Origin of the sequence: Psychrobacillus insolitus (assembly GCF_003254155.1) — a bacterium.
Taxonomy (GTDB): domain Bacteria; phylum Bacillota; class Bacilli; order Bacillales_A; family Planococcaceae; genus Psychrobacillus; species Psychrobacillus insolitus.
The window spans coordinates 48,584-66,101 of record NZ_QKZI01000001.1; the positions used below are offsets into that span (position 1 = coordinate 48,584).

The 17,518-nt window shown below is 35.3% G+C and carries 16 protein-coding genes; 13 read left to right on the top strand and 3 right to left on the bottom strand.

Annotated features, from left to right (window positions below):
- The first annotated feature begins 64 nt into the window (after nt 1-64).
- The 4 genes from C7437_RS00220 to rarD all read left to right on the top strand — a co-directional run bounded on the left by C7437_RS00220 (nt 65) and on the right by rarD (nt 6,604).
- Nucleotides 65-1,270, top strand: a complete 1,206-nt coding sequence (locus tag C7437_RS00220; RefSeq protein ID WP_111437645.1) for a quaternary amine ABC transporter ATP-binding protein — start codon at nt 65-67, stop codon at nt 1,268-1,270.
- Nucleotides 1,271-1,274: 4 nt separating this feature from the next.
- Nucleotides 1,275-3,824, top strand: coding sequence for a glycine betaine ABC transporter substrate-binding protein (locus tag C7437_RS00225; RefSeq protein ID WP_111437646.1), 2,550 nt, complete (start codon nt 1,275-1,277; stop codon nt 3,822-3,824).
- A 187-nt stretch (nt 3,825-4,011) separates the two neighbouring features.
- Nucleotides 4,012-5,589 carry an acyl-CoA synthetase MbcS gene (gene mbcS / locus C7437_RS00230; protein WP_111437647.1) on the top strand — a complete coding sequence of 526 codons (1,578 nt, stop codon included), beginning with the start codon at nt 4,012-4,014 and terminating at the stop codon, nt 5,587-5,589.
- A 106-nt stretch (nt 5,590-5,695) separates the two neighbouring features.
- On the top strand, nt 5,696-6,604 hold the full coding sequence (rarD, locus tag C7437_RS00235; RefSeq protein ID WP_111437648.1) for an EamA family transporter RarD: 909 nt from the start codon (nt 5,696-5,698) through the stop codon (nt 6,602-6,604).
- 21 nt (nt 6,605-6,625) lie between these two features.
- Here the strand turns inward: rarD and C7437_RS00240 are convergent, their stop codons facing one another.
- On the bottom strand, nt 6,626-7,426 hold the full coding sequence (locus C7437_RS00240; protein WP_111437649.1) for an NAD kinase: 801 nt from the start codon (nt 7,424-7,426) through the stop codon (nt 6,626-6,628).
- A 101-nt stretch (nt 7,427-7,527) separates the two neighbouring features.
- Between C7437_RS00240 and sppA the strand changes: the two genes are divergently transcribed.
- The 6 genes from sppA to C7437_RS00270 all read left to right on the top strand — a co-directional run bounded on the left by sppA (nt 7,528) and on the right by C7437_RS00270 (nt 12,886).
- Nucleotides 7,528-8,541, top strand: a complete 1,014-nt coding sequence (gene sppA / locus C7437_RS00245) for a signal peptide peptidase SppA (RefSeq protein WP_111437650.1) — start codon at nt 7,528-7,530, stop codon at nt 8,539-8,541.
- Nucleotides 8,542-8,554: 13 nt separating this feature from the next.
- Nucleotides 8,555-9,136 carry an RDD family protein gene (locus tag C7437_RS00250; protein ID WP_111437651.1) on the top strand — a complete coding sequence of 194 codons (582 nt, stop codon included), beginning with the start codon at nt 8,555-8,557 and terminating at the stop codon, nt 9,134-9,136.
- Nucleotides 9,137-9,171: 35 nt separating this feature from the next.
- Nucleotides 9,172-9,681 (top strand): thiol peroxidase, encoded by a 510-nt coding sequence (tpx, locus tag C7437_RS00255; RefSeq protein WP_111437652.1) that lies wholly within the window; start codon nt 9,172-9,174, stop codon nt 9,679-9,681.
- A 52-nt stretch (nt 9,682-9,733) separates the two neighbouring features.
- A complete protein-coding gene (locus C7437_RS00260; RefSeq protein WP_111437653.1) occupies nt 9,734-10,651 on the top strand; it encodes a class I SAM-dependent methyltransferase in 918 nt (305 codons plus the stop codon).
- 84 nt (nt 10,652-10,735) lie between these two features.
- The gene (locus C7437_RS00265) at nt 10,736-11,935 is read left to right on the top strand and encodes an acetate kinase (protein WP_111437654.1); all 1,200 of its coding nucleotides are present in this window, start codon (nt 10,736-10,738) and stop codon (nt 11,933-11,935) included.
- 30 nt (nt 11,936-11,965) lie between these two features.
- Complete coding sequence (locus C7437_RS00270) at nt 11,966-12,886, top strand: HNH endonuclease (protein ID WP_111437655.1); 921 nt, start codon at nt 11,966-11,968, stop codon at nt 12,884-12,886.
- Nucleotides 12,887-13,312: 426 nt separating this feature from the next.
- Here the strand turns inward: C7437_RS00270 and C7437_RS00275 are convergent, their stop codons facing one another.
- The gene (locus C7437_RS00275; protein ID WP_111437656.1) at nt 13,313-13,759 is read right to left on the bottom strand and encodes a universal stress protein; all 447 of its coding nucleotides are present in this window, start codon (nt 13,757-13,759) and stop codon (nt 13,313-13,315) included.
- Nucleotides 13,760-14,001: 242 nt separating this feature from the next.
- Here C7437_RS00275 and ald point away from each other — a divergent pair, with 242 nt between their 5' ends.
- The 3 genes from ald (at nt 14,002) to C7437_RS00290 (ending at nt 15,944) form a co-directional block, all read left to right on the top strand.
- Nucleotides 14,002-15,117, top strand: a complete 1,116-nt coding sequence (gene ald / locus C7437_RS00280; protein ID WP_111437657.1) for an alanine dehydrogenase — start codon at nt 14,002-14,004, stop codon at nt 15,115-15,117.
- A 102-nt stretch (nt 15,118-15,219) separates the two neighbouring features.
- Nucleotides 15,220-15,585, top strand: coding sequence for a fluoride efflux transporter CrcB (crcB, locus tag C7437_RS00285; RefSeq protein WP_111437658.1), 366 nt, complete (start codon nt 15,220-15,222; stop codon nt 15,583-15,585).
- Nucleotides 15,582-15,944, top strand: coding sequence for a fluoride efflux transporter FluC (locus tag C7437_RS00290; RefSeq protein ID WP_111437659.1), 363 nt, complete (start codon nt 15,582-15,584; stop codon nt 15,942-15,944). The genes crcB and C7437_RS00290 overlap by 4 nt, the downstream gene beginning before the upstream one ends.
- 446 nt (nt 15,945-16,390) lie before the next feature.
- Here the strand turns inward: C7437_RS00290 and C7437_RS00295 are convergent, their stop codons facing one another.
- Nucleotides 16,391-17,482, bottom strand: coding sequence for a M24 family metallopeptidase (locus C7437_RS00295; protein ID WP_111437660.1), 1,092 nt, complete (start codon nt 17,480-17,482; stop codon nt 16,391-16,393).
- Between the last annotated feature and the right edge of the window lie 36 nt (nt 17,483-17,518).

The window sequence follows — 17,518 nt, forward strand, 5'->3', positions numbered from 1 at the left end:
CTGCCTTCATGAAAAAGAAATGTATGTATAATTTTATGAAGAGAATGATGACTGAGGTGTGTAAATGGAACCAATTGTAGAAGTAAAGAATGTAACGAAGATTTTTGGTAAATCTCCAAAAGCTGCAGTGGAGTTATTAAAAAAAGGCAGTTCAAAAAAAGACATATTAAAAGAAACTGGGCATACTGTCGGTGTCAAAGATGTGAGTTTTAGCATATACCCAGGCGAGATTTTTGTAATAATGGGATTATCAGGAAGTGGTAAGTCTACGTTAATTCGCATGTTCAATCGTCTTATTACGCCAACACTAGGGGAAATTTTGATCAATAATGAAGATATTGTAAAAATGGATGCTACACGCTTAAGGAATATGAGACAGAAAAAAATCAGCATGGTATTTCAAAATTTCGCCCTTTTTCCACATAAAACAATTTTAGAAAATGCAGGATTTGGGCTTGAAATTCAAAAAATATCCGATAAGGAGCGCCATGAAAAAGCGATGAATGCGTTAGCTGTTGTAGGATTGAAGGGGTACGAGAGCCAATTTCCTTCACAATTAAGTGGTGGGATGCAACAAAGGGTTGGACTTGCTCGTGCACTTGCTAGTGATACAGATATCATCTTGATGGATGAAGCATTTAGTGCTCTTGATCCATTAATTCGAAAAGATATGCAAGATGAATTGATTGAAATTCAAGAGAATTTCAAGAAAACTATTATTTTTATCACACATGATTTAGATGAAGCGCTACGTATCGGAGATCGAATAGCTTTAATGAAAGATGGAAGTATTATTCAACTTGGAACACCTGAACAAATAATGATAGAGCCGGCAAATGAATTTGTCGAGAAGTTCGTGGAAGATGTCGATTTATCTAAAATACTAACTGCATCACATATTATGAAACGTCCAGAGAAAATTAGTATAGACAGAGGTCCAAGGGTCGCGCTAGAAATCATGAGAAAACAAGGTTATTCCAGTATATTCATTGTGGATCGTAAGCAAAAGTTATTAGGTGCACTTTCTGCTGAGAATGCCCGACTTGCAATTGATCAAGGTAAACAAATTGCTGAAATGATGACTACTGACATCCCAACTGTAAAAGAGAGTGCCTTACTAGTAGATATTATGGAAATGATGGCTACATCAAATCTTCCAATATCAGTTTTAGATGAAGAGAATAGAATTAAAGGAATTGTTATTCGTGGTGCATTAATTGGTGCTCTTGCTGGGAATAAAAATTCTTTGAACGATTTGGAGAGTGATTAATTAAATGAATATATCAAAAATACCACTTGGAGAATGGGTTGATTCCCTAGTTGCATGGGTAACCATTGCATTTGCTAGATTTTTTGAAATTTTTACAGATACAATTGATTGGGGTTTAGACTTAATAATTGAAGTTTTAAGTGTAGGACCACCTATCGTATTAATTATCGTTTTAGCACTTTTAGTTACCTATACGAGTAAATGGCCATTAGGGGTATTTACTATAATAAGCTTATTGTTGATAGATAATCTAGGTTATTGGGAGTCGACAATACAAACACTTGCGATTGTTTTAGTATCAGGGTTTCTCACTATACTAATAGGGATACCTGTCGGAATATGGTGTGCACAAAATAAAACGGTTCAAAAAATCGTTACTCCTATTTTAGACTTTATGCAAACAATGCCTGCATTTGTTTACTTAATTCCATCTATTTTATTTTTTGGAATTGGAGTAGTACCAGGGATAGTTGCGTCATTTATTTTCGCGATTGCGCCAACTATCCGTATGACGAATCTTGGTATTCGAGAAGTACCGGAAGATCTTATCGAAGCGTCAAATGCTTTCGGATCAACGACTAACCAGAAATTATTTAAAGTTCAATTACCATTAGCCATGCCAACGATTTTGGCAGGAGTAAATCAAAGTATCATGCTTGCTCTTTCGATGGTAGTAACAGCTTCTTTAGTAGGTGCACCTGGACTAGGAGCAGACGTATACAGAGCTGTGAGTCAAATTAATGTAGGACAAGGCTTTGAAGCTGGGTTGTCAATTGTTATTATCGCAATCATTCTCGATCGCATTACACAAAACTTGCGTAAGCCAGCTTATGAACAAGTTATTAAACCAAAAATTGTCTTATTAATTTTTGCTTTACTAGTAGTAGTAACCGCGGTTGTTTTAGCAATTCCTGAAGATAAAGCAATAAATGAAAATGTTAATGTAATTGGTACTCAGACTGAATATGAAATTATTGGCATTGAACCTGGTGCAGGACTCATGGGACAAGCTAAAACTGCTATCACTGACTACGGTCTAGAAAATTGGACACTAGTGGAAGGTTCTTCAGCTGCTATGATTGCAGAATTGAAAAAAGCTTATAATGCAGAAGAGCCGATTATTGTCACAGGTTGGACTCCACATTGGATGTTCTCTGCTTTTGATTTGAAATATCTGGATGATCCTATGGGTTCATTTGGGGGAGCTGAAGATATAAATACACTTGTAAGAAAAGGACTCGAACAAGATGCCCCAGGTGCATATAAGATCCTAGACCAATTCATCTGGGAACCAAGTGATATGGAAAGTGTCATGGTTGAAGTATCAAATGGATCGAGTGCAGCAGAAGCTGCTGAACAGTGGATTGAAAATAATCCGGACAAAGTGGCAGAATGGACGAAGGGTGCAGCTGCAGGAAATGGCGAAAGTATAGATCTTGTGTTTGTCGCTTGGGATTCAGAGATTGCCAGTACAAATACTGTTGGTAAAGTGCTTGAACAAAATGGCTACGATGTGTCATATGTTCAGGTTGAAGTTGGACCAATGTTTGCTGGTGTTGCTAACAATAGTGCAGATGCTATGGTCGGTGCTTGGTTACCAAGTACACATATGGAATATTATGAAACATATAAGAATGATTTAGTTGACCTTGGACCAAACCTCCAAGGAACAAAAAGTGGATTAGTTGTACCTGCTTATGTAGATATTGATTCCATTGAAGAGTTAAATGAAAAAATAAATACAAACGCGAATTCTAATAAGATTGGTGTCGAAACCGATTATGAAGTAATCGGGATTGAGCCTGGTGCAGGACTTATGGGGCTAGCGAAAACTGCTATATCTGATTATGAACTTAATAATTGGACTCTAGTGGAAGGTTCTTCTGCAGCTATGGCTGCAGAATTGAAAAAAGCCTATGATGCGGAAGAGCCGATTATCGTGACAGGATGGACACCACATTGGATGTTCTCCGCATACGATTTGAAATATCTAGACGATCCTAAGGGTTCATTTGGTGGAGCTGAAGATATAAATACACTTGTAAGAAAAGGGCTTGAACAAGATGCCCCTGGTGCATATAAGATCTTAGACCAATTCTTCTGGGAACCAAGTGATATGGAAAGTGTCATGGTTGAAGTGTCAAATGGATCTAGTCCAGCTGAAGCTGCTGAAAAATGGATTGATGCTAATCCGGATAAAGTGGCAGAGTGGACGAATGGTGCAAGGGCAGGAAATGAAGAAAGTATTGACCTTGTATTTGTCGCTTGGGACACGGAGATTGCCAGTACAAATGTTGTTGGTAAAGTGCTTGAACAAAATGGCTACGATGTGTCATATGTTCAGGTTGAAGTTGGACCCATGTTTGCCGGTGTCGCTAACAATAGTGCGGATGCTATGGTTGGTGCATGGCTACCAGGGACACATGTCGAATACTATGAAACGTATAAGAATGATTTAGTTGACCTTGGACCAAATCTTCAAGGAACAAAAAATGGACTAGTTGTACCTGCTTATGTAGATATTGATTCAGTGGAAGATTTACAGGATAAATAAGAAATAATCAAGTTAAACAAAAAGGCAGCTCATATTTGAGTTGCCTTTTTGTGATAAATTTTGTATGAACCATAGTAATAATCTATATAATATATTAGAATATTAGAAAAAATAGAAAAAATGACAAGTATAATTTGTAAACCTACTTTCATAGTCATATACTTATATGACTGAAGGAGGAATTAAGATGAATAAACAAGACTTAATTGCACCAACTGATTATAATTTAGTTACTGAATTTGAGAAGTATAGTAAAGATGAAGAGAAGTTAGCACTCATTTGGGAATCGGACCAAGGTGAACATAAAACAAGCACATACAAGCAACTAATTCAACGAGCAAATAAAATTGCAAATGTATTTACAAAGAAAGGTCTTCGAAAAGGAGATGTAGTACTAGTAATGGTACCTCGCTTGATAGAGGCGTATGAAGTTTATATCGCAGCATTGAAAGCTGGATTAGTTGTTATACCAAGTTCGGAAATGTTACGTGCAAAAGATATTGAATATCGATTAGTGCATAGTGATGCAAAAGCAATTATTGCTTATGAACCATTTTTAAGTCAATTTGATGGTGTAAAAAAATTAGAAGACCAATTATTGCTTGTCATTGGAGATAGTAGAGATAACTGGCAATCACTATCGAATGAATTAGAAGCGGAATCAGATCAATTTGAAATGGTGAATACAAAAAAAGATGATATGGCATTTTTATCTTATACTAGTGGAACTACTGGGAATCCAAAAGGAGCAGTACATACGCACGGGTGGGCATATGCACATTTACGTACATCTGCTCCTAACTGGCTTGGAATTCAAGAAGGTGATGTTGTTTGGGCAACTGCAAGCCCGGGTTGGCAAAAATGGATTTGGAGTCCTTTTCTCGCAACGCTAGGGAGTGGAGCAATAGGATACGTCTACAATGGGAAGTTTGAACCTCATACGTATTTAAAAAATATTCAAGAGAAAAAAGTAAATGTTCTTTGTTGTACACCAACTGAATATCGCATTATGGCGAAAGTAGAAGAACTAGCAAGCTATGACCTATCTACCTTGCATAGTGCGGTATCAGCAGGAGAGCCACTAAATAGTGAAGTTATCGAAACATTTGATAAACTATTTGGATTAGAGGTTCGTGATGGCTATGGACAAACAGAAAATACCCTATTAGTCGGTACAATGAAAGGTATGCTAGCTCGTCCAGGTTCTATGGGAAAACCAACTCCAGGTAATACCGTGGAGATTATTAATGAACTTGGAGAAATTTGTGCACCTGGAGAATTAGGGGATATTGCTGTTCATCTTGATACACCTGCACTATTCAAAGAATATTTGAAGGATCCAGAAAGAACTTCTATGCAGTTCAGAGGAGATTACTATATTACGGGTGACCAAGCGAAAAAAGATGAGGATGGTTATTTCTGGTTTGAAGGTAGGAGTGACGATATTATTATTAGTTCTGGCTATACAATCGGACCATTCGAAGTAGAAGACGCACTAACGAAGCATCCTGCAGTACAAGAATGTGCAGTTATAGGTTGTCCTCATGAGCTTCGAGGATCTATTGTAAAAGCATTTGTTATCTTGCGTGATAAATCACAACAAGGTACAGAAGAATTAATTAAAGAATTACAAGATTATGTAAAAGCTATAACAGCTCCATATAAGTATCCTAGAGAAATAGAATTTATCCAGGAGTTACCAAAAACAGCTTCTGGAAAAATACGTAGAATTGAACTAAGACAATTAGAACAACAAAAAAAATAAGTTGAATAAACACGGGGATGTTATTTCTTCGTGTTTATCCATGTTAAAAGTGAAAACAATAGAATAATGGTAAGGTTTTACGAAGATAATGTCATGAGGTGTAGTTATGCAAGCCGAAGAAAGGCAAGGAATTATTATTGTAGCAGTGGCGTATATATTATGGGGATTTATGCCAATATATTGGAAGTTATTAGAACATGTTGAAAGTGATGAAATACTATCAAGTAGGATTATTTGGGCATTTGTATTTACATTGTTGTTAGTTATAATTGGGAGAAATTTCAAACTGCTAATGGCTGATGTGAAGGAACTTTGGAGAAATAAAACAGCATTCTGGAGTCTTTTAGTAGCTTCCTACTTAATCACAGGGAATTGGTTTACATATATATATGCAGTAAATGCAGGGTACATAGTACAAGCGAGTTTAGGTTACTATATTAATCCTTTAATATCTGTACTTCTAGGCATCATTTTTTTAAAAGAAAAATTATCTGTTGCTCAAAAAATATCAGTCCTCATTGCAGCAATGGGAGTTTTAACCTTAACCTTGTCGTACGGTGAGATTCCATGGATTGCTTTTACTTTAGCTTTCTCATTCGCCTTTTATGGATTAATTAAGAAAAGCTTAACAATTGATCCTATAAGAGGATTAGCGATTGAAACATTTTTTGTCTTACCAATTGCTATCGTATATTTTGGTTATTTAGTTGTTTCTGATCAAGCAGTCTTTTTCAAATCAGATATTTCTACTATTGTGTTACTTGCTTTGACAGGTGTTGCAACGGCTATCCCTCTTATTTTATTTGCAAAGGGTACTAAAACAATGCCTCTTTATATGTCAGGTTTTATTCAATACATAGCCCCTACGATCATGTTGCTTGTTGGGATATTTATTTACAATGAACAATTTAGCAGAATGGAATTTATTTCTTTTTCATTCATTTGGGGAGCATTATTATTATTTACTGGTTCCAAAATAGTAGAAGTAAGAAAAAAACAGGTAATCTCTATTTAACAAGAGATTACCTGTTTCAATTCATAAAAATAAACGTCTTAGTTTTTCCCAGTAGCTGTTATTTTTTAACTTAACCGTTTTGACAACTTTGTCACTTAAAGTGATATTAACCGTTTGGACATGTTGAATACTAAGTGCCTCGTTGTCGGTACTCATCGATGGGTATTCATTCCAGTCTTTATGCAATTTAAGCTCAAGCTCTCTACTACCGCTCAAGATGAACGAGGATCCTAATGTTCTAAAGTCATTGCTGTTAACTGATGCAATCTCGGCTACTTGAATACAAGGGAGAAATGGGTCCACTACAGCGCCGTTTAAAGACTTGTTATAGGCTGAACTACCTGTTGGTGTGGAAATAACCATTCCATCACCACGGAAAGTTTCAAAATGCAATTGATCGATTAATACCTCAAGCTCAAACGCTTTAATGATATTCGAACGAATCGTAAATTCATTTAAACAATAAAATGATGGATTTTGATTTACTGAAATTTCCATGACGGGATATTTACGTACTGCAATATTGTCTTGAAGAACTGCTTCCGCCATTGCATCTAAATCATCTATCAGAAAATCACAATACATGCTCAAAGAGCCTGTTGTAGATATTCCGGCGTAGAGGCAATCCTGCCTAAATCCAGTTTTTCTAACTGCCTGTAAAAAAGAGCCATCAGTTCCAACACTAACAATGATGGAAGCATTTTGATGATCTTCTACCACTTCAAAATCATATTGTTCAATTACTTCTTTTAATAATCCTTTTTTTTGTATAGTATTTGTGTCATTCTTAGTGTGAAGATAAATTTTATTTCGGGAGGTCATAGGGTTGCTCCTTTTTCTTTAATATATTTATTTTACCATAAAATGAAACATTTAGTAATTTTTTTCGTAAGTAAAGTAGACATCAAAGGAGGAAAAGAAATATGAATATGAAACGTTGGTTTGCAATTTTAGGAGCAAGCATATTATTGGGAGTTTCCATTTTTGTGAATACACTTTCTAGTGTGTTTTCAACGGATTGGACGGCGCTAATGGATGAATTTGCTTCTGTATCGAGTTCGAATCTTTTTGAAACAACTATAGAGGAAGGTAGTTTAAATGAACGTGTGGTGCTCTTAAAAGTAGATGGTACTATCCAAGATACAGGTAGTGCTAGTACACTTTTTGGAACACAAGGATATAATCATCAGCTATTTTTACAGCAATTAGAACAAGCAAAAATGGATGAATCTGTTAAGGCAATTGTGCTTGAAGTGAACTCACCTGGTGGTGGTGTCGTAGAATCAGCAGAGATATATAAAGAAATCAAAGAAATTCAAAATGATACATCTAAACCTATTTATATATCAATGGGTAGTATGGCAGCTTCAGGTGGATATTATATTTCTGCACCGGCAGAGAAAATTTTTGTAAATAAAGAGACGATGACAGGATCTATTGGTGTAATCATGCAGTCTATTAACTACGGAAAATTAGCAGAAGAGTATGGAGTGGAGTTTGTAACGATTAAATCAGGTCCATATAAAGATATTATGAGTCCGACTAGAGAAATGACAGAAGTTGAGCGTAATATGTTACAAGAAATGTTAAATGATTCTTATGAAGATTTTGTTGATATTATTGAAGAAGGCAGAGATATGACAGAAGCTGAAGTGAAAGCTGTGGCTGATGGCCGTATTTTAAATGGCCGACAAGCAATTGAAGCAGGACTCGCGGATGATTACGGGTTTTTAGAAGATGTTGTTCAAGCTATTAAGACCGATTATAATTTGGAAGATGCAGAAGTATTTGAGTATGGATATTCACAAAATATATCTTCCTTATTTGCGATGAAAGCACAATCATTTTTAGGTGTTGATATGGAATCTAAGCTAATTGCGAAATTGATCGCAGATAATAGTGCTCCAAGTATGATGTATTTATATGGAAATAAATAAGGAGGGGAATATGATGAGCGAATATGTACAATCGCCAGAAAATAATGTGCTGTCGAATCAATCTGAATCCCAACAAATCCTTGTAAATCACACAGAGCAATATGTATCCAAGGCGGCAGGGTTTTGGATACGCTTTTGGGCATATACAGTAGATTTGTTAGTTTTAGCTTCCATTGGTATGCTCTTGATCAAACCAATATTTCGTTTGTTTTCATTAGACATAAATAATCCATCTTGGTATGCTCCATTTGCGGTGATAACTGCAACTATTTTCTACGGTTATTTTATTGTCATGACAAAATTATGTAATCAAACAGTTGGGAAAATGATATTTGGGATTCGTGTTATTTCAAAAGATGGTGCAAAATTAAAATGGAGTACAGTTCTATTTAGAGAGTGGATTGGTCGAATAATTTCTGTCATTCCATTCAATATTCCATATCTCGTAGTTGCTTTTACACCGAGAAATCAAGCAATTCATGATTTTATCGCAGATACTTTGGTAATTCATGAAGGGGCATACGATAAAAAAGAAAAAGGTTTCTATGAAAAATCAAATACTGCAAAAGAGTTGCAAGAACAGAACGTATTCTAGTAAGATAAAGATAATGAAAAAGGAGGCAATATATAATGGCTCAAGTAACATTTATAAACAATCCTGTAACTTTAGTTGGTAGTGAAGTTGTAGTAGGACAAAAAGCACCAGACTTTACAGTGATAGCAAATGATATGAAACCAGTGACACTTAAAGATTCAGCTGGTAAAGTTCGTTTAATTAGTGTGGTTCCTTCACTTGATACTGGTGTTTGTTCGACTCAAACAAATAAATTTAACGAAAGTGCTGCAAGCTTAGGTGACGATGTTGTCATTTTAACTGTTTCTGTTGATTTACCATTCGCACAAAAACGTTGGTGCGGAGCAAATGCTGCAGATGCTATACAAACTTTATCAGATCATCGCGATGTTTCTTTCGGAGAAGCATACGGTGTATTGATGCAAGAATTACGTTTACTAGCACGTTCTATTTTTGTAGTAGATCAAAATGATGTAGTAACGTATGTAGAATATGTAAGCGAGGGTACAAACCACCCAGATTACGATAAAGCATTAGAAGCAGTTAAAGAAGCAACAAAAAAATAATAAAAATAAACCCACTCTTCATTCGAGTGGGTTTTCATTTGAGGGATAGTATATGCAAACAAATATGGAACAAATTTTTACGTTTATCGATCAGGAAAGTACGTTTATTGAAGAGCAAGAGAATGCTACTTATTTAGAAGGTGTTATATACTCACTTGAGTTGTGGCTATCGGATAAAAAAGCACCAGTCCTAAATAATCCAGATAAAGAAGAGATTAGAAAAGGAATACAATTAGCGATTCTAAAGGGAATGAAAAAGGCTGTTCAAGTGAATCACCAAATGACTCCTGACGCAATTGGTCTTTTAGTAAGCTATTTTATCAAAGAAATGACAAAGGGCAAAAAAGAACTTTCTATTTTAGATCCAGCTTTAGGTACAGGTAATTTACTTTATACAGTCATGAATATGTTAGATGGTGAGAAAAATGCATTTGGTGTAGAAATAGATGACTTATTGATTCAATTAGCATCCCAAACGGGTGAACTTTTAGAATGTGATATTCAATTGTTTAGACAAGATGCACTCAAACCATTATTAATCGATCCAGTAGACATCGTTGTAAGTGATTTACCGGTAGGTTATTATCCAGATAATGAGACTTCAAAGGACTTTTTCCTGCATAGTACGGAGGAGATGTCTTATGCGCATCACTTATTCATCGAACAATCGATGAAACATGTAAAGCCCGGCGGACATTTATATTTCTTAGTTCCTGAAACTATTTTTGAATCTAAACAAGCTTCAAATCTGCATAAGTTTATAAAAGAATATGGATGGATAGAAGCAGTTATTCAGTTTCCAGCATCTATTTTTAAAACAAAAGGGCAAGAAAAGAGCTTGTTAATTCTTCAAAAGAAAAGTGATGTATTGAAAGCACCTAGAGAAGTGTTACTCGCAAAAGTTCCAAATATGTCGAATAAAACTGCGTTGGAATTATTTTTTCGAAAAATTGATATCTGGCGAGAATAAATTGAAAATTAAAATTAAAGGTTGCTCGTTCCTACTCATGAACTGTACAATAAAGGTACAAGTTCAAAGAAGGAGCGTTTTTTTATGCCAAATATTTTAGCAGTAAATGCCGGAAGTTCATCATTAAAATTCCAATTATTAAAAATGCCAGAAGAAGAAGTGATCGCAAAGGGATTAATAGAACGTATTGGTTTAAGTGAACCTTTTTTTACAATGACGACGAATACAGAACGAATTCATATAATAGAAAAAATTGATAATCATAAACAAGCAGTAGAGTTATTAATAGAATTATTGATAACAAAAGGCGTAATTTCATCATTAGATGAGATTCAAGGCATTGGACATCGAGTAGTGCACGGCGGAGAAATATATAGTGATTCGGTATTAATAACAGAAGAAGTATTAGAAACGATCGAAAAATTATCTGAGTTGGCACCTCTTCATAATCCTGCAAATGTGACCGGGATACGTGAGTTCCAAAGAGAATTACCAGACGTTCCTGCAGTAGCTGTTTTTGATACAGCCTTTCATCAAACGATGCCTGAAAGTTCTTATTTGTATTCCATTCCATATAGTTATTATGAAAATTATGGTATTCGTAAATATGGATTTCATGGAACTTCTCATAAGTTTGTAGCGAATCGAGCTGCTGAGATACTAAATAGACCGATTGAAACCACTCGTTTTATTTCTTGTCATTTAGGAAATGGAGCAAGTATTGCTGCCATAAACCAAGGGAAATCAATTGATACATCAATGGGATTTACACCACTTGCTGGGGTCACGATGGGTACAAGGTCTGGTAATATTGATCCTGCACTTATCCCTTATTTGATGGAGAAAACTGGAAAGAGTGCAGAAGGTGTACTAGATGTTCTGAATAAGAAATCCGGGTTACTAGGTGTATCAGGTTTTTCAAGTGATTTACGTGAAATTGTAGAAGAATCTTCAAAAGGAAATGATCGTGCGCAACTTGCATTAGATGTTTTTGCGAATCGAATTCATAAATATATAGGTTCATATGCAGCTAGAATGGACGGAGTGGATGCTATTATTTTCACAGCGGGTATTGGAGAAAATAGTGACGTGATTCGAGCAAAAGTGTTGGCTGGACTACAGTTTATGGGTGTTTATATGGACCCTGATTTAAATAGAGGACACAGAACGGAAGGGTTTATCAATTATCCGCATTCTCCGGTAAAAGTTATTGTCATCCCAACAAACGAAGAAATTATGATAGCGAGAGATACAATGAGGCTTATAGAAGGGAAAGGGCTTTAGGGGTTTTATTATTTAGGGAGTGTTCAATATATGCAGAGCTTTTTTGTCATGCAAGGAGAAACATATCAAGAAGAAAAAGAATTAGGTATTATTTGGTCTCCACAACAAGATAGTGGAGACCAAATACCCCATTCATGGTTGCGGATGAAGGAAGTAAATGAAGGGGATCGGATCTTCCATTATGTAAAAGGGAATATTGTTGCAATTAGTGTTGCTAATACTGATTGCTATACAGCGACTAAACCATCAAAAATGCAGGGATATGAACGCTCGAATGGTGACGGTTATTTAGTAGAATTAGAATATCATGAATTAGAAGAGCCTCTAAATGTACACTCGAAATTTGATGAAATATTACCACTTTTACCAATAAAGTATTCCCCATTTCAACAAGATGGAAATGGAAACTCAGGATATTTATATCCATGTAATGAAGACTTAGTCATTAAATTATTAGAACTCATTAGTGACCTGAACATTTACCAAGTGGATGAGGAGCAGCTAGAGTTAGCGATAGGTACAATACGACGTACAGAGCGCAATACTTTTATTCCAATGATTGCGGAAACGGAAACGGAAGTTAAATCAAAGATTCGTTTAGGCAAACAAAAGTTTAGGAGAGAGTTATTGCAATTGTGGAATCACAAATGTGCATTGTGTGAGATTGAATTATCTGCATTACTTCAAGCGAGCTACTCTAAACCGTGGAAAGACAGTACGGATCTAGAAAGAGTCTATGCTTATAATGGAGTACCACTATGTTGTAATCATGACGCATTATATGAAAAAGGGTATATTGCTTTTGATGGACAAGGCAAATTACATATTTCTACTTCTATACCTGAGGATGATTATTTAAAATATAATATCCATCCGAAAAAGAAAATTGCTCGATTTGAGGAAAATAAGCCTTATTTCAAATGGCATCTAAAGAATATATTTCAAAAATAAAAAAGTTCCGTGTGTCCTTTTTCCGTCTTTGATAGTTTTTAAAAACGGTTCTTTGTCAAATGACGTTGGGGAAGAATTTTAGTCGGATATAATTTATTTATTTGTCGCGGGACTGTCTAGAAAGTCAGTAAAACTGATTTTTTGAGGCAGTCTTTTTTTCTATTTTTATTTGAACTTATGTTTCTAATACTCACTTTGCTGATTTTTGCGACGAGGAGGCTCACCGCACGCCCCACGGAAAGCGTCCGCTCGGAACGAAAATCAGCGTGGATCAGATTTTTTTATTGTATAGATATTGATTAAAAAATGACATTAGTGAAGTTCCATCCCTTTCTCCTGTTTGACCAAGAAGGAGATGTTATTTCACCAACGTCATAAAAAGAGGTAGTCCATTTAATGGACTACCTCTTAGTTAATTATTAAAATTTATACTTCATCCGTACGTACTACTAATACGTCACATTTTGCAGTGCGAACAATGTATTCGGAAACGCTACCAATTAGGAAACGTTCAACTGCGTTTAGTCCAGTAGCACCACAGATGATTAAGTCTGCTTCTACTTTATTTGCAATATCTTTTGAAATCATAGTTTTTGGCGAACCATAATCAACTACAATATTTACATTTGTTACACCAGCAGCAAGTGCTTCTTTTTTGTAGCCACCTAATAAGTCTTCAGCAAATGATTGTGCTTTTTCAGCGATTGAACGATCGTATGCTTCGATTGCTGCAAAAGATCTTGTATCAATAATGTTTATTAAGTTTAAAGTTGCATTGTTTCTCTCTGCGATTGAAACCGATTTTTTAAACGCATATTCAGCTTCTTTTGAACCATCAACTGCAACTAAAATTTGATTGTATTTTAATGTCAATTTAAAAACCTCCTATTTTCTATGGATATACTATTATAATTCGAGATTTGTCATCAAATTCCTCCCTCATTTTCAAAAAACTTGTGAACATTTAGTGAATAATCAAAAGAAATTCTGAAAAAGGAGATTATTTTAAAAAATAGAGCGTTTTAAAATAATTAATGTTAAGATTAAAATAAATTTACTTTGAGTAAAAAATTAATATCAACTCGTGTTTACTATATTACAGAGGAGGGCTTATTATGCGTATTGGGATTCCAAAAGAAGTAAAAAATAATGAAAACCGTGTAGCAATGACACCAGCTGGAGTAGTAAATTTAACGTTATTTAATCATGAAGTAATTATTGAAACGGGTGCTGGATTAGGATCGAGTTTTACAGATGATGATTATATTATTGCTGGAGCAATCATTGTACCAACTGCAGAAGAAGCTTGGAATCAGGAAATGGTAATGAAAGTAAAAGAACCAACTAAAAAAGAATTCTCACTTATTCGTGAAGAATCTATATTATTTACATATTTACATTTAGCTCCAGAAGAAGCACTAACACAAGTGTTGTTAGATAAAAAGATAACCGCAATTGCATATGAAACAGTGCAACTGGAGAACAATTCGCTTCCTCTATTGTCTCCAATGAGTGAGGTAGCAGGCCGTATGTCTACACAAATAGGTGCTCAATATTTAGAGCAAATTAATGGTGGTAAAGGAATCCTACTTGGCGGAGTTCCTGGAGTACCACGCGGGAAAGTGGCCGTAATTGGTGGCGGGATTGCAGGTACTAATGCAGCACGTGTAGCTGTAGGAATGGGTGCCCAAGTAACGGTTATCGATTTAAACCCAGAGCGCCTTCGTCAAATAGAAGATATTTTTGGAAGCAGTGTTCAAACGTTAATATCAAATCCATATAATATCGCAGAAGCTGTTAAAGAAGCGGATTTAGTAATTGGAGCAGTTCTCATTCCGGGTGCTAAAGCCCCTAAGTTGGTAACGGAAGATATGATTAAATCTATGTCACCAGGATCTGTTGTAGTTGATATTGCAATTGACCAAGGAGGTATTTTCGAAACATCTGATCGTATTACAACGCATGATAATCCCACATATGAAAAATATGGTGTAGTTCACTATGCGGTAGCAAATATGCCTGGAGCGGTACCTAGAACATCTACAATGGCACTTATCAATGCGACAGTTCCATATGCAATCCAAATTGCTAATAAAGGATATAAACAAGCTTGTTTAGAGAATCCAGCGCTTTTCAAAGGATTAAATACACTTGCTGGACACATTACATTTAAAGCAGTAGCGGAAGCACAAGGACTTCCTTATGTTGATGCCGCTATACTTTTAAAATAATTTATTCTCTACTTAATAGAAACTTTGATGTTTGGAGACTGTAAAAGCCAACCATCAAGGTTCTTTTATTTTTTTATATAAAGTACCCTGGAGTTGATAGGAATGATTTACTTATATATAGGAATTGCTGGCGCTTTTGGAGCGATGTCTCGTTATTTGGTAGGGCTCTTTTTATTTACGGAAGTTGTTTTTCCAATTGCTACTTTATTCGTAAATTTGGTTGGTTGTTACATGCTTGCCTACTTAACATCTACTAGTTTTCACAAAAAATGGATTTCAGCTAATTTAAAGACGGCAATAGGAACTGGCTTTTTAGGCTCTTTCACAACATTTTCAGCGTTTAGTCTGGAAACGATCCAGTTATTTCAAGATGAAAGAGTTCTATTAGCAATCTTGTATATTTTTGTTAGTATGGTGGGAGGCAATTTAATGTGGAACTTAGGATTGACAAAAGAGGTGGTCGGATGACAGTTTTTCATTTAATAGCAGTTGGAGCAGGTGGTTTCTTAGGAGCTATTTCAAGATACTATATTGCGCGAAAATTAAATAAGACTGTAGAAGATAATCATTTGCCAGTAGGAACACTTTTAGTTAACTTGATCGGGTCTTTCTTACTTGGATTTATTGTAAGTGTTGGTGTAGACGGGCTATATATATTATTTATAGGAACTGGATTTTTAGGAGCATTCACTACATTCTCTACTTTTAATAAAGAACTGTATACATTAAAAAAATTTCCTGGGAAATGGTTCATGTATTTTTCATACACTTATGTAGGGGGAATAATATTTGGATTACTGGGCTATTTATTTGGTATAAGTATATAAAAAGCATCTTTTAAAGGATGCTTTTTATTGTTATTTTAGAAGAATAATAAAGTATGAAAACTTCAGCGACTCGAACTTCAGTATGGATCATTTTTTTAGATAACTCTGGACGGATCTAAAAAACGGGGTATGGCTAAAATAAAAAAGCACTCCTCAAACGAATCTGCCAAAAAAATAGTCTTCAACCTCATAAATGGGCAAAATTCACATACGACATAATTTAAAATAAGTACAACATATGAAAAAAGTCTCTTTTGGCACTTATTTTCAGTTATGTCGTATCGTCATTTTGCTATATTTTATAAAACAGGATTAAAAATTTTAATAGAAATATTTAACATGTAGCAATGATAGGTGACTAATTTGTTTTTGATGATTTACAGTCATGTAAGTCAAAGTTTTTTGGCTCGCTTCTAGGATCGTGTGCTCTCTTTCTTTCTTTCTCATTATAAAATTATTAATTCTTTCGGAAACTTTGTCAGCACTTCTACACCATCTTTAGTAACAACGACATCATCTTCAATTCGAACACCTGTAATGTCAGGATGATAGATGCCGGGCTCTATTGTAAATACCATGCCAACTTCCAATTTCATGTCATTTACGCCAGTGATGGATGGAAATTCGTGAACAGAAATCCCGAGACCATGGCCTAGTCGGTGTGTAAAATAATCTCCGTATCCCGCTTCAGTAATGATATCTCGTGCTGTTTTGTCAAGTTCCATTGCAGTTACACCTGGTTTAACTGCTTGAATCGCCGTTTCTTCTGCACGTCTAACTGTTTCGTAAATATCTCTCATTTTAGCTGTTGGTTCTCCAAAAGAAATAGTACGCGTAATATCTGAACAATAGCCATTATAAACGACTCCTAGATCAAATAGGATAAAGTCACCCTTTTGTATTTTACGATCTCCAGGAGTTCCATGGGGAGACGCAGTTTTTGGTCCGCTAAGTACCATTGTATCGAATGACATTTGGAAAGCGCCCTTTTCTTTCACTGCAAGCTCAATAGCATTTAATATCTCAAGTTCTGTTTTTCCTTCTATAATTTCTTTACAACCAACTTCAATTGCAAAGTCTGCAAGTTCAGCTGCTTTTCGCATATTGACAAGTTCTTCTTCTGATTTTATTACACGTAGATCATTAATTTTTCCGTCGATTCTTGAAACTTCTATAGCAGGAAATCTGTCGGTAATTGCCTCTAGCCTCTCTACGGTAATATGTGCTTTTTCAATGGCAAGTGTTTGGATGTTTCCAACTTTTTCTTTAATTGTTTCAGCAAAAATATCCCATGCATTTTCAGTATCTTGGTGTCCAACAATATCACCCGACCAACCAGCTGCTAAAGCATCGGGAACTTCCATTTTGGGACAAATTATTAAAGGTGTTTTCTCTTTAAATATGACTACACCAAGTAAACGTTCATGTGGGTTACTTCTGAATCCAGTGAAGTAAAATACATTATCTGGGGACGTAATGAAGGCTGCATCTATTTGTTGAGATACTAAGTAAGTTTGAATTTTTTCAAGTGGTTTCAATATGGACACCTCATTTAAATTTTTCTTATTTTAGCA